Origin of the sequence: Pusillimonas sp. DMV24BSW_D, assembly GCF_011388195.1 — a bacterium.
Taxonomy (GTDB): Bacteria; Pseudomonadota; Gammaproteobacteria; order Burkholderiales; family Burkholderiaceae_B; genus Neopusillimonas; species Neopusillimonas aestuarii.
In genome coordinates, this window is sequence record NZ_CP049990.1 from 1,251,525 (window position 1) to 1,264,182 (window position 12,658).

The 12,658-nt window shown below is 53.8% G+C and carries 9 protein-coding genes; 3 read left to right on the forward strand and 6 right to left on the reverse strand.

Annotated features, from left to right (window positions below):
- Positions 1-60: 60 nt before the first annotated feature.
- The 3 genes from G9Q38_RS06070 to G9Q38_RS06080 form a co-directional block, all read right to left on the reverse strand.
- On the reverse strand, positions 61-714 hold the full coding sequence (locus G9Q38_RS06070; RefSeq protein ID WP_166128886.1) for a histone H1-like repetitive region-containing protein: 654 nt from the start codon (positions 712-714) through the stop codon (positions 61-63).
- Positions 715-868: 154 nt separating this feature from the next.
- Positions 869-2,086, reverse strand: coding sequence for a ribonucleotide-diphosphate reductase subunit beta (locus G9Q38_RS06075; RefSeq protein ID WP_166128888.1), 1,218 nt, complete (start codon positions 2,084-2,086; stop codon positions 869-871).
- 64 nt (positions 2,087-2,150) lie between these two features.
- Positions 2,151-5,105, reverse strand: a complete 2,955-nt coding sequence (locus tag G9Q38_RS06080) for a ribonucleoside-diphosphate reductase subunit alpha (protein WP_166128891.1) — start codon at positions 5,103-5,105, stop codon at positions 2,151-2,153.
- A 381-nt stretch (positions 5,106-5,486) separates the two neighbouring features.
- Here G9Q38_RS06080 and G9Q38_RS06085 point away from each other — a divergent pair, with 381 nt between their 5' ends.
- Positions 5,487-5,969, forward strand: a complete 483-nt coding sequence (locus G9Q38_RS06085; protein ID WP_166128893.1) for a hypothetical protein — start codon at positions 5,487-5,489, stop codon at positions 5,967-5,969.
- Here G9Q38_RS06085 and gltX read toward each other — a convergent pair.
- Complete coding sequence (gene gltX, locus G9Q38_RS06090; RefSeq protein WP_166128896.1) at positions 5,966-7,387, reverse strand: glutamate--tRNA ligase; 1,422 nt, start codon at positions 7,385-7,387, stop codon at positions 5,966-5,968. The two genes, G9Q38_RS06085 and gltX, sit on opposite strands and share 4 nt — an antisense overlap.
- Before the next feature lie 87 nt (positions 7,388-7,474).
- Between gltX and G9Q38_RS06095 the strand changes: the two genes are divergently transcribed.
- Positions 7,475-9,931, forward strand: coding sequence for a bifunctional acetate--CoA ligase family protein/GNAT family N-acetyltransferase (locus tag G9Q38_RS06095; protein WP_166128898.1), 2,457 nt, complete (start codon positions 7,475-7,477; stop codon positions 9,929-9,931).
- A 22-nt stretch (positions 9,932-9,953) separates the two neighbouring features.
- On the opposite strand, the gene G9Q38_RS06100 is transcribed toward G9Q38_RS06095, so the two are convergent.
- The gene (locus G9Q38_RS06100; protein WP_166128901.1) at positions 9,954-10,637 is read right to left on the reverse strand and encodes an alpha/beta hydrolase; all 684 of its coding nucleotides are present in this window, start codon (positions 10,635-10,637) and stop codon (positions 9,954-9,956) included.
- A gap of 41 nt (positions 10,638-10,678) precedes the next feature.
- Positions 10,679-11,218: a ribosome biogenesis factor YjgA gene (gene yjgA, locus G9Q38_RS06105; RefSeq protein WP_166128903.1), complete on the reverse strand. Its 540-nt coding sequence runs from the start codon at positions 11,216-11,218 to the stop codon at positions 10,679-10,681.
- Between the two features lie 65 nt (positions 11,219-11,283).
- Between yjgA and pmbA the strand changes: the two genes are divergently transcribed.
- Entirely contained in the window at positions 11,284-12,651 is a 1,368-nt protein-coding gene (pmbA, locus tag G9Q38_RS06110; protein WP_166128906.1) for a metalloprotease PmbA, read from the forward strand.
- The last annotated feature ends 7 nt before the right edge of the window (positions 12,652-12,658 follow it).

A 12,658-nucleotide genomic window follows, 5' to 3' on the forward strand; every position in this document is an offset into this window, starting at 1 on the left:
AAAAAAAGCAGCCGTTTTGGTGACGGCTGCCTGAAGGTGAATGGTGTTTAGTAAAAAACGTTACGGCCGATCTCCGGTAGGAAACGGCCAGCTAGCAGCGGGGTTCACGGTTTTGGTGGCTTCTTGAGCCTCTGCCGTTTGTGAAGCGTTTGCTGCTGCTTTGCTGGTTTTTACTTTTTTAGCGTTTTTTTTTGCCGGGGCTTTTTTTGCTACGGCCTTCTTGGCCGGAGCAGCTTTGCCGGCGACTTTTTTCGCGGGCGCTTTTTTAGCTACGGTTGCTTTTTTTGCAGGCGCTTTCTTAGCCGCTGTTTTTTTTGCGGGTGCTTTCTTCGCGACGGCTTTCTTCGCCGGGGCTTTTTTAGCTGCCGTTTTCTTTACTGCCTTTTTAACCGCGGTTGCTTTCTTTGCAGGCGCTTTCTTAGCCGCTGCTTTCTTTGCAGGTGCTTTTTTCGCTACTGCTTTTTTAGCGGGCGCTTTTTTAGCTGCGGTTTTCTTTGCTGCGACTTTTTTGGCTGTTGCTTTCTTTACGGTTGCTTTTTTTGCAGGTGCTTTCTTAGCCGCAGTTTTCTTTACCGCTTTTTTAGCAACGGCTTTCTTTGCCGCGACTACTTTTTTTGCGGGTGCCGCTTTTTTCGATGCTGCTACTTTCTTTGCCGCTGTTGCTTTTTTGGCGGTTTTTGCTTTCTTGGTTGCTGCCTTTTTGGCTGTAGCCATAGTGTGCTCCTTGAGAATGAATCGTAGAAACGTCCACCCATTTGATATGGCCCCCACTAAAAGGGTGCGACCCATTTCAAATGGTACAAGCGTGCAAAGTGCACAGCACCCGGCACGCTATGAGTCTAACTTAAGGAACAGCAGTATCCAAGCATTATTCCCAGTTTAATGCTCCACCTGTTTGATATTCGATGACACGTGTCTCAAAAAAGTTGCGTTCTTTCTTAAGATCGATCATTTCTGCCATCCAGGGGAAAGGATTTTCTTCTTGCGCAAACAAAGGTTCAATACCAATTTGCTGGCAACGACGATTGGCAATAAAGCGCAAATAAGATTTGAACATGCCCGCATTCAAACCCAGTACGCCGCGTGGCATGGTGTCTTCCGCATAAGCGTATTCAAGCTCAACGGCTTTGCGGAACAAGCCGCGAATTTCTTCGCGGAACTCGGGTGTCCATAGATGCGGGTTCTCGAGTTTGATTGTGTTGATGAGGTCGATGCCGAAATTGCAATGCATGGATTCATCGCGGAGGATGTACATGTATTGTTCGGCCGCGCCGGTCATTTTGTTCTGACGACCCAGAGCCAGAATTTGCGTAAAGCCTACATAGAAGAACAAGCCTTCCATGAGACATGCAAAAACAATCAGTGATTTCAGAAGCGTTTGATCGGCTTCAGGCGTGCCGGTTTCGAAGTTGGGGTCGGCGATGGCATCGATGAAAGGAATCAGGAATTCATCTTTGGCGCGGATGGAAGGTACTTCGTTATAAGCGTTGAAGATTTCCGACTCGTCGAGATCAAGGCTTTCAACAATATATTGATAAGCATGGGTGTGAATCGCTTCCTCAAATGCCTGGCGCAACAGGAACTGACGGCATTCAGGTGCCGTGATGTGGCGATAAGTGCCCAACACGATATTGTTGGCGGCAAGCGAGTCGGCCGTAACGAAAAAGCCCAGATTGCGCTTAACGATGCGGCGCTCGTCTTCGGTTAGCCCGTTTGGGTTCTTCCACAAGGCAATGTCGCGCGACATGTTCACTTCCTGCGGCATCCAGTGGTTGGCGCAGGTGGCCAGATACTTTTCCCAGGCCCACTTATATTTGAAAGGCACTAATTGGTTAACGTCGGTTTGGCCGTTGATAATGCGTTTGTCGGCGGCACTGACGCGACTGGTTGACACCGGTGCGGCAACTGTTGCAGCGGGTTTGGCATGCGCTGTTGGTTCACTGGCCGAGGCTGGAGCCATGGCGGCATTGTCGTAATGCGGTGCAGGCGCAGCGGTTGTGCCTTGCGCAGGTGCAGCAGGTTGACGCGCCGCCGGGCTTGCCGGCGTGGGCGTTGCTTGAGGTGTGTCGTCATCCCATGAAAGCATTGTCTTTTACCTTTTATCTGTTCGTGTATTAACCGATTGGTTTGTTGGCTTCAACGCTAATGCCTTACTGGCATGCCTCGCACTCTTCGAAACCATCGTCACCAGGTCGTAATGTGCATACCGTACCAACCACTTCGGCTTCCGGCAAGTTTGCAGTGGGCGCGAGGCTAGCCGGTTCAGTTGCAACGGATGCTGCAGCAGAAGCGGATGAAGATGTTCCCGATGCATTGCTGGAAACCGCGTTCAGTTCGCCGCCGCGGCCGGTGGATTTTTCGGCATTAGTGGCGCCGCTGGAGCGCAGGTAGTAAGTGGTTTTAAGGCCGCGAATCCAGGCTAGCTTGTAGGTGGCGTCGAGCTTTTTACCCGATACACCGGCCATGAAAATATTTAAAGACTGTGCCTGGTCAATCCATTTCTGACGTCGTGCAGCGCATTCAACCACCCAGCTCGGGTCAATTTCAAAAGCCGTTGCATAAAGTTCGCGCAGGTCTTCAGGGATACGGTCGATGCGGGCCAGGCTGCCGTCGAAATATTTCAGGTCGGACACCATGACTTCGTCCCACAGGCCGCGTGTTTTCAAGTCGCGCACCAAAGCGTCGTTCACGACGATGAATTCACCCGACAGATTCGACTTCACATACAGGTTGCGGTAGTTGGGTTCGATGCAGGGTGACACACCAATAATGTTTGAAATGGTGGCGGTGGGGGCAACGGCAACGCAGTTGGAGTTGCGCATGCCGTGCTGCTGGATATGGGCGCGCAAGGAATCCCAATCGAGCGTGCTGCTTTCATCGACTTCAACATAGCCGCCACGCTGTTCACGCAACATTTTCAGTGTGTCTTGGGGCAGGATGCCGCGATCCCACAATGAGCCGCGGAAACTGGCGTACGGACCACGCTCGGCAGCGAGCTTGCTGGATGCCTGGTAAGCGTAATAACACACGGCTTCCATTGAGCGATCGGAAAACTCGATGGCGTCGTTCGATGCAAAGGGCACGCGCATAACGTGCAGGCAATCCTGGAAGCCCATAATGCCCATGCCGACCGGACGATGGCGTACGTTGGAGTTACGTGCTTTGGGTACAGCGTAGTAGTTGATGTCGATGACGTTGTCGAGCATGCGCATAGCCACGTTAATGGTGCGCTGGAGTTTGTCGTGGTCGAGCTCGTAAGCGCCGTCAGCACCTGGCTTCAAGTGGGCGGCCAGGTTAACCGACCCCAGGTTGCAGACTGCAATTTCCGATTCGTTGGTGTTCAATGTGATTTCAGTGCACAGGTTGGAGCTGTGAACGACGCCGACGTGTTGCTGGGGCGAACGGATGTTGCAAGGGTCTTTGAAAGTGAGCCATGGGTGGCCGGTTTCAAACAACATCGACAGCATTTTGCGCCACAGGTTAACGGCCGGAATGGTTTTGTGTAGCGGCAGCTCGCCACGGGCAGCTTTTTCTTCGTAGCCAATATAAGCAGCCTCGAACTCCTGGCCGTATTTGTCGTGCAGGTCGGGAACGTCGGAGGGCGAGAAGAGTGTCCAGTCGCCGTTTTCCATAACGCGTTTCATGAACAGGTCGGGAATCCAGTTCGCCGTGTTCATGTCGTGTGTACGGCGGCGCTCGTCGCCGGTATTCTTGCGCAATTCCAGAAACTCTTCGATGTCCAGGTGCCATGTTTCCAGGTAGGCGCACACCGCGCCTTTGCGTTTGCCGCCCTGATTCACTGCAACGGCGGTGTCGTTCACTACTTTCAGGAAAGGTACAACCCCCTGGCTTTCGCCGTTGGTGCCTTTAATATGGCTGCGCAAAGCACGTACCGGTGTCCAGTCGTTGCCCAGGCCGCCGGCATATTTGGCCAACAGTGCGTTTTCCTTGATGGCGTCGTAGATACCCACCAGATCGTCGGACACGGTGGTGAGGTAGCACGAAGACAATTGTGAGTGCAATGTGCCCGAATTAAACAGGGTGGGAGTGGAACTCATGAAGTCGAAAGACGACAGCACATTGTAGAACTCGATGGCGCGTGCTTCGCGGTCGATTTCGTTCAGTGCCAGGCCCATTGCCACGCGCATGAAAAAGATCTGGGGCAGTTCGATGCGATGGCCGCGAACGTGCAGAAAGTAACGGTCGTACAGTGTTTGCAGGCCCAGATAGGTGAACTGGTTGTCGCGTTCGGCTTTCAGGGCGGCGGCAAGCTTGGGCAGGTCGAACTGGCCCAGTTTGTCGTCGAGCAAGCCATTTTCAATACCTGTTTTAATGAATTTGGGCAGATATTCGGCATAGCGGGTTTCCATTTCTGCTTGAGAAACCTCTTCGCCCAGGACTTCAATACGGATCGTATGCAAGAGCAGGCGTGCGGTAACCTGGCTGTACGCCGGGTCGTTTTCAACCATGGAGCGAGCCGACAAAATAGCCGATTTATAAACCTCTTCTGCGGGGATGCCGTCGTAAAGGTTTTTAATAGTTTCGTTCAGGATAGCGTCGGTGTCGATTTGAATGGGCAGGTTGACCCCGGCCGCTTCAATGGTCTCTTTCAGGCGTTCGATATCAAGAGGGCGTACGACGCCGTTGTCGGTCACGTTCAGGGCCGGTGTATTGGGAGCGGCCTGCTCGGGTGCACTTCGCGCGCGTTCCTGGGCCCGTTTTTCACGGTACAGTACATAGGCGCGGGCGACATCGTGTTCCCCAGAGCGCATCAGTGCCAGTTCAACCTGGTCCTGGATGTCTTCAATGTGAAAAGTACCGCCACCGGGCCGGTTGCGGATAAGTGCGTTAACAACCTGCGAAGTGAGTTGTTCCACCAATTCACGCACGCGCGCCGAAGCTGCGCTTTGCCCGCCGTTAACAGCCAGAAAAGCCTTGGTGACGGCGACGCTGATTTTATTGGGCTCGAAGGAAACGACTGCACCATTGCGTCGAATGACACTGAAATTCTGCCATGGGCTATTTTGCTGGCCGCTGGTTTTCCGTTCGGCGGCGGGCGCGCTGGGCGGAGTCTCAGGGTGGTGTTCTGATAGGGTTGTTTGCATGGATGGCTCCTGTAACCGCCGACGACGGTGGTCGGCGAAAACGTGTGTCAGATAACGGTGGATCGTGAAAACGCGGAAAAAACGCGTTGAAAAGATAGAGTTTTTTGCTTTCAGGTTTTTGTCATCAACCACTATATGTAGTGGTTTGAGATGTTTCAAGCACTAATTGTAGTGTTATGGGAAGGGCGAAGCAAGCAGGGTAAACAACTATATAAGGTTTATTTCAAAAAAGTCTTAGGGCAAGCGCGTGGGGGTTGTTGCAATTCCGTTGCAAATGCCTCAATGTATTGTCATGACGGTGTTTTTTATGCGCCTGGGTTATCGGGCGACATAATAGTCTGACAGTGCTTTATTACTTATTTGTATTGGATTAATTCGGCCATGTCTGGAATGAAAATTCGTTCGCTGCTCTTAAGCCCGATTGCGGCGCTGTTGGTAGTGGGTTGTGCCCCAATGTCCAAGCAGGCGGTGCACACGTCTGAAATAAAGTGTGAGCCGTCCGGCAATATCGATCTGGCAGGTAATTGGTTGGGTCAGCGTAATCAGGCGGGGGTGGCCGGCTCATTTCAGGTTTGGATGAATTTACACCCCGATGGAACCATGTCGTACGCCGAGCGCCTGCAACGCAAGGGTAAGCCGGCGCAGTCGTTGCGGGAAACCGGCTGTTGGCAACGCGACAGCTCTACCGGCGAATTGGTTCTGCGAACCTTGAAGTCAAACGGAGCGTGGGTCGAAGCCAATGACCCTATCTACCTGAATCGTTATCCTTACGCTTTGCAAGGTTCGGGCCAACTTAAGCTGGGCGAAGGGCAAAGCGCCTTCTTGTTAAAGCGCATGCCCAAGGATTACCGTTTGCCCTTTTAACGGTTTTCCAGCGTTGCGGCCAACCGTTTTAAAACGGTTTCGCGCCCCAGCAGGCTTAGTACGGCGTCAACTGCCGGGGTTTGTTTGCGACCCGTTACGGCAACCCGTAGTGGAATGCCCAGCTTCGGCATTTTCAGGTTGTGTTGTTTCAACACCGTTTTAATCAGGTCTGATAACGCCGGTATTGTCCATTCCGGCAGTGTTGCCGCCTGGCTAGCGAAATCGGCTAACACGGTTAACGCTTCCGGGGTCAGGTGTTCCTGCTTTAATTCCGCGTCGGCGGGGATATAGGGGCCACAAAACAACATGGCCTCTTCGGCTAATTGGTTCAACGTTTCGGCCCGCTCTTTAAGCAACCCCATGACGGCCTCCAGATCAACTGCTTCGGGGTTGCCGTCGAGCTTCACGATGCGGGGCGCCACTTTCTCTGCCAGCCTTTGGTTGCTGCTTTCACGAATATAGTGTGCATTGACCCAATTGAGTTTCTTTGGATCCCATTGCGCTGCTGATTTACTGAGGTTGCGCGTATCAAACCACTCAATGAACTGGTCGCGCGAGAAAACCTCATCGTTGCCGTGGCTCCAGCCCAGGCGCGCCAGATAATTCACCATCGCTTCGGGTAAATATCCGTCGTCATCGTATTGCATGACGCTAACCGCTCCATGGCGTTTGGAGAGTTTTTCCCCGTCGGGACCGAGAATCATGGGGACGTGGCCGTACTGAGGCAGTGTGCCGCCCAGCGCACGCAAAATATTAATCTGACGCGGAGTGTTGTTAATGTGGTCATCACCGCGAATAACGTGGGTGATTTGCATATCCCAGTCGTCTACAACGACACAAAAATTGTATGTGGGCGTGCCGTCGGCGCGTGCAATAACCAAGTCGTCCAGTTCGCTATTGTCAATACTGATAGGGCCTTTAACGAGGTCGTTCCAGCTTGTTGCGCCGTCCTGGGGAGTTTTGAAACGCACGACCGGTTTGCGGTCTTGCGGCACAGGGGGCAATGTTTTACCGGGCTCAGGTCGCCAGGTGCCGTCGTAGCGCGGCTTTAAGCCGGCCAGACGCGCTTTTTCACGCATGGCGTCTACTTCTTCGGGGCTGCTATAACAATAATACGCATGACCTTCGTTCAGCATGCGTTCAATCACGTCTCGATACAGTTCCACCCGCTCCATTTGGTAGAAGGGGCCTTCATCGGGCTGCATCCCGAGCCAGTCCATACCATTCAGAATGGCTTGAACCGCTTCGGGTGTTGAGCGTTCAAGGTCGGTGTCTTCAATACGTAAGACGAATACACCATTGTGATGGCGTGCGAAAGCCCATGAAAAAAGTGCTGTGCGAGCCCCGCCTAGATGCAGATAGCCGGTGGGAGAGGGAGCGAAACGGGTGCGGATGGTTTGGGAGGTAGACGAGCTCATAGATTATGTTTAGGCTTTGCTTGGTGCACACAATGCGCACGTGTATTCAGGAATAATGAGTCTATTTTAAAGTAAGCTTCCTTCGTCATGCTTCGTCATCGCCTTGCCGCCTTGTTTGATCCCGCTTCAGCGCTGGTTGTGGGGCCTGCCACGCTTCCCATGAAAACAATTGCCTCGCTGGGGCGTTTGGCGCGCCATCAAACGCATGTTGTTTGGTCAGACTCAGCTCCTGTGCAGTGGCCGCAAGATTTGGCCGGCGTACCGTCGGGGCGGCGTCTTGATTTGGCCGTTTTGGCGCTGCCATATCACGCGTTACCCAAAACATTGAATGCTTTGGAGCGGTATCGCCCTCGTGCACTTATCGTGCTTTCTCCACCATCGCCTTCCGCCACGCCGGGTCAAGACTGTGCGGTTTGTGTTCAGTGGGCACGTGAACATGATTGCGTCATGCTGGGGCCCCGCACACTAGGTATCCAGCGGCCCCATCTTGGTTTGAATGCCAGCCTTTCCGCCGACCTGGCGTTGCCGGGGAAAGTGGCTTTAGTGTCGCAATCGGAGGCCATTGTCAGCGCCGTGCTCGATTGGGCGCGCGATGCAAATCTGGGTTTTTCCACGGTGGCATCCATGGGAGACGAAACCGATCTGACGCTGGCCCATTTGCTAGATTATCTGGCCACCGACTCCCGAACCGACAGTATTGCGGTTTATCTTGAACATATGCCGTCGCCGCGGGCGTTGTTCAGTGCGTTGCGTGCGGCGGCCGCCGTTAAACCGGTGGTGGTGTTGAAAGCGGGCGGCGGGTCACGCAATCCCAACTCGGAAAGCGATGCCGTATTCAATGCGTTGTTGCGGCGCGCCGGCGCGGTGCGCATCCCTTATTTTGTGCAGTTGTTCTCAGCCATTAAGGTATTAAGAAGCCCTGTACGCCCCAAAGGCCGGCGCATTGCGGTTGTATCCAATGGCAGTGGGCCACCGCAGCTTGCACTCGACATTATGGGGGTTGCCGCGGCGGTACAACGGGCTGAGTTGTCGTTGCAAACGCAAAAGGCGTTGGCGGAGTCGCTGGAAGATGCGGCACAGGTTGCCAATCCAGTGGTAACACGTGTGGCACTCACACCGGAAACCATGAGAACGGTTTTAACGTCCTTAACAACCGATGTGGGTGTCGACGGTATTCTGGTTTTGCTGGCGCCCGACCAACGGGTGGATATGGCAGCCGTTGTTGCGCAATTGGCCCATACTGCCGCCAGTGCGGCGAAACCGGTTATGGCGTGTTTAATGGGCGAGGCCACCATGCGCCCTTTGCGACACCGGCTCGATGAAGCCGGCATTCCGTCGTTTCGTACGCCGGAGGCGGCGATAAATGCCTTTGGTGTACTGGCCACCTATCATTACAACCAGGTCTTGTCGCAACAAACGCTGCCCCCTGAGCCTTTGAATCAACCCCCTCAAGTCGATCAGGCTCGCCGATTGATCAAGGCTGTGCTGCAAGCGCAAAGAAACACGCTTGAGTTTGAGGAATGTGTTCAGCTGTTGGCCTGTTTCGACGTGCCGGTTGAAGTACTTTCGACGCACGACGATTTCCCCGGGTTAAGCCATGTCGACGATGTGCCCATGGCGATTCGTGTTGGGCACGATGCGCAGTATGGGCCGTTCATTAACTTTGGTTCCGGCGGCCGCACGGTTATATCGTCGCGCGACAGGGCGGTTGATTTGCCTCCACTTAACAGTTTTTTGGCCCGGCAAATTATCGAGCGCAGTGTGGTGTGGCGGCGCGCATTACGACATCAGATTAGTCCGGCTGCCCAGGCAAGCCTGGAGGACGCACTTGAGCGCTTGTCCGACATGGTGTGCATGCTGCCCGAGATTCAACATATTCTTATTGACCCCCTGTGGGCCGGAAATACGCGCCTGTTTGCGCAGTCGGTGCACATTGACGTGGCACCTTCGTGCTTGACGGCTTTGCCGGAGCAATCGGGGTATGGCCATATGGCTATTCACCCTTACCCACGTCAGTTGGTGCAGGAAAAGCAATTTGCCGATGGCCGGCCCTGGTTGATGCGCCCCATTCGGCCGGAAGATGCAGAACCATTGCAACGTTTTGTGCGTGCGCTTTCCGATGAGTCACGTTACATGCGTTTTGTTTCCATGTTGCGCGAACTGACGCCCAGCATGCTGGCGCGCTATTCCCGGATTGATTACGATCGGGAATTGGCGTTGGTGGCAACGGTACAGTTACCCAATCCTGAACATCGGGGGCATCCGCAAGAAGAGATTATTGGCTTTGCGCATTATTTGCGGAACGCCGACGGCCGGGGTGCGGAATATGCTTTGGTGGTTGCCGACAATTGGCAACGACATGGGTTGGGTAAAGAGCTGCTGCAAGGCTTGTTGCAAGTGGCTCGCGATCAGCATCTTGATTACATTGAGGGGTTTGTGCTGGCGGCGAATCGGCCCATGCTTGGGTTAATGACACGCATGGGCTTTCAGAACGATATTGATGAGGATGACCCCACCTTGCGTCGTGTGTGGCTGTCGTTATAGTGTAGGGTCTGGTCTGAATCGCTTAGGTTTGGGCAAAATGGCGCGCGAAGAATTGGGCGATATCGCGAATTTCTTCCAGGCATACTGAATGAGGCATGCCATAGGTTTTCCATTCAACGTTGTAGCCCAGTTGTTGTAATTGCGTGCATGATGCTTTCGCGCGCTCAATATCAATTACCGCGTCTTGTGTGCCGTGCGCCATAAAAATGGGTGTGGTTTGGTTGGCCTGATGGCGTTCCGCCTCGACCGTTTCGGCCAAAGGCAGATAACCGGAAAGACACAGTAAGCCCGCCAGCTTTTCTTCCAGCCGCAAGCCCGTTTGCAGTGTCATGGCGCAGCCCTGCGAGAACCCTGCCAGCATGATATTTCCGGTTGGGATGCCGCGCGCATTTTCGCGCGCAATCAACGCGCGGATGATTTGTTCTGATTGCCGAATGCCGGCTTCGTCTTCCCGACGACCGATACTGCTGTCTTTAATGTCGTACCAGGCGCGCATTTGCATGCCTTGGTTAATGGTAACGGGGATAACGGGTGCATGCGGGAAGACAAAGCGGATTTGTGGGCTGGCCGCCAGACCTAGTTCCGGCACGATGGGAGCGAAATCGTTGCCGTCGGCGCCCAGACCGTGTAGCCAGATGACAACATGGGTTGGTTCTTTGCCTGTTTCGAGTTCAATGGATTCTAGTTGGGTGGTGAAATCAGTCATGGCGTGTTGTGCTGTTTATATTTAGGTCGTGCTTTGAAAAGTCAGGAGTTTGTTTGCTGCAGTGTTTTCAGTTCTTGATACAACGCCCGATAATGCTTGCGCTTGGGCGCTTGTCCAGGTTGCAGGTTATTGTTTGTTTCCTGCTCTTTTCGCCCTGCTCGAATCAGCGCCCGCAGGTGCTGAACATCGGCTTGTGGGTATTCGGTAAGTAACTCTGTAAGAGCCTGGTCGTCCTTCAGAAGCAGGTCACGTTGGGCTTCCAGTTGATGCATGGCCGCTGCTTCTTCGCGCGAGCCATTCTCCCATACATCAAGTTGGTGTCGAATGGCGTCGGCGTCGGCGTCACGCATGAGCTTGCCGACATAATGAATTTGTCGTCGTCGGCCTTCGCGGCTATTGATACGCTGCGCCAGCCGAATCGATTCAAGCAGCTTTTCCGATAGCGGTAACTGTTTCAGGCGTTCCGGGGAAAGGTCGACCAATTGTTTGCCCAGGTCTAACAGTGCGTGCATTTCACGCTTGACCTGTGATTTGCTGGGGCGGTCGTATTCGCTTTCAGATGTTTCGGGGTCGTTTGTCATGCCTGGTAAAAGATAAGATCGTGGAATTAGCGATATGATAACTGCGTTAAACAAGAAGGGATGTAATGAGCAAAAAATCCAATTTCCATCTGCCGGTTAAAAAGAATCAGGCCCGTTTTCAAGAGCTGGTGGCTGAAGCGCTCGACTACGCCCGCTCGCTGGGTGCCAGTGATGCCGCCGCCGAGGTCTCTGAAACGCGGGGCTTATCTGTTTCTGTTCGTAATCAGGATATTGAAACGGTTGAGCAAACCCGCGATCGTTCGTTGGACGTCACTGTGTTTGCCGGCACGCAGCGGGGCTCGGCCTCAACATCCGATTTTTCCAGAAAAGCATTAAGGGAAACCGTCGATGCGGCGTGGCATATTGCCAAGTACACGGCTGCCGACCCGGCGGCGGGGTTGCCCGAGGCGGATTTCCTGGCGTTTGAGTATCCTGATCTGGACCTTTACAAGCCCTGGGATTTATCAACCGAAAAAGCGGTTCGAAAAGCCTTGAAGGCCGAGAAAGCATCACGCGATGTCAGTCCGCTGATTACCAACACCGACGGTGCGTCGGTAAGCACGTTCGAAGGTCACTTTGTTTTGGGGAATACGCGGGGTTTCATGGGCGGTTTTCCTTACACCCGTCATGGCATCTCGGTGGCGCCCATCGCCGGGCAAGGCGAAAATATGCAGCGCGATTATTGGTATTCAGCATCGCGTGATCCAAAACAATTGGCCAAAGCGTCGAAGGTGGGGCGTTATGCCGCCCACCGCAGTTTGGCGCGTTTGTCGGCGCGTCGTATCAAAACCGGAAAATACCCGGTTTTGTTTGAAGCGCCCTTGGCCGTTGGTTTGTTGGGGTCTTTGGTGCAGGCCGCCAGCGGCGGGGCGCTATATCGCCGCGCCAGTTTCCTGCTTGATGCATTAGGCAAGCCGGTTATGGCCGATCATCTCGACGTAAAAGAAAATCCACATATTCCCGGTGGCATGGGCAGTTCGCCGTTCGACGATGAGGGTGTACGCACCACAGCGCGCGATGTGGTTACCGGCGGCGTGTTGAATGGCTATTTCTTGTCCACCTACACAGCACGTAAATTGGGGATGGAAACAACCGGTAATGCCGGCGGGTCGCACAATCTGGTTTTGTCTTCCCGTCTTACCGACCCGAATGATGATTTTCGTGCCATGTTGCGCAAATTGGGAACCGGCCTGCTGGTTACTGAACTGATCGGCCAGGGCGTGAATTATGTAACGGGTGATTATTCGCGCGGCGCGTTTGGTTACTGGGTGGAAAATGGGGAAATTTCCCATGCGGTGCAAGAGTTCACTATCGCCGGGAATCTGGCTGATATGTTGCGTCAAATTGCAGCGGTCGGGGCCGACACAATCACAAGAGGATCCAAAACAACGGGGTCTATCCTTATTGAGCGCATGTCCGTGGCGGGTCAGTAAAACGGGT

Coding starts and splice junctions, on each gene's coding strand:
- G9Q38_RS06085 (WP_166128893.1), top strand. CDS start 5,487: ATGTCTGGAATGAAAATTCGTTCGCTGCTCTTAAGCCCGATTGCGGCG.
- G9Q38_RS06095 (WP_166128898.1), top strand. CDS start 7,475: ATGCTTCGTCATCGCCTTGCCGCCTTGTTTGATCCCGCTTCAGCGCTG.
- G9Q38_RS06070 (WP_166128886.1), bottom strand. CDS start 714: ATGGCTACAGCCAAAAAGGCAGCAACCAAGAAAGCAAAAACCGCCAAA.
- G9Q38_RS06080 (WP_166128891.1), bottom strand. CDS start 5,105: ATGCAAACAACCCTATCAGAACACCACCCTGAGACTCCGCCCAGCGCG.
- pmbA (WP_166128906.1), top strand. CDS start 11,284: ATGAGCAAAAAATCCAATTTCCATCTGCCGGTTAAAAAGAATCAGGCC.
- yjgA (WP_166128903.1), bottom strand. CDS start 11,218: ATGACAAACGACCCCGAAACATCTGAAAGCGAATACGACCGCCCCAGC.
- G9Q38_RS06075 (WP_166128888.1), bottom strand. CDS start 2,086: ATGCTTTCATGGGATGACGACACACCTCAAGCAACGCCCACGCCGGCA.
- gltX (WP_166128896.1), bottom strand. CDS start 7,387: ATGAGCTCGTCTACCTCCCAAACCATCCGCACCCGTTTCGCTCCCTCT.
- G9Q38_RS06100 (WP_166128901.1), bottom strand. CDS start 10,637: ATGACTGATTTCACCACCCAACTAGAATCCATTGAACTCGAAACAGGC.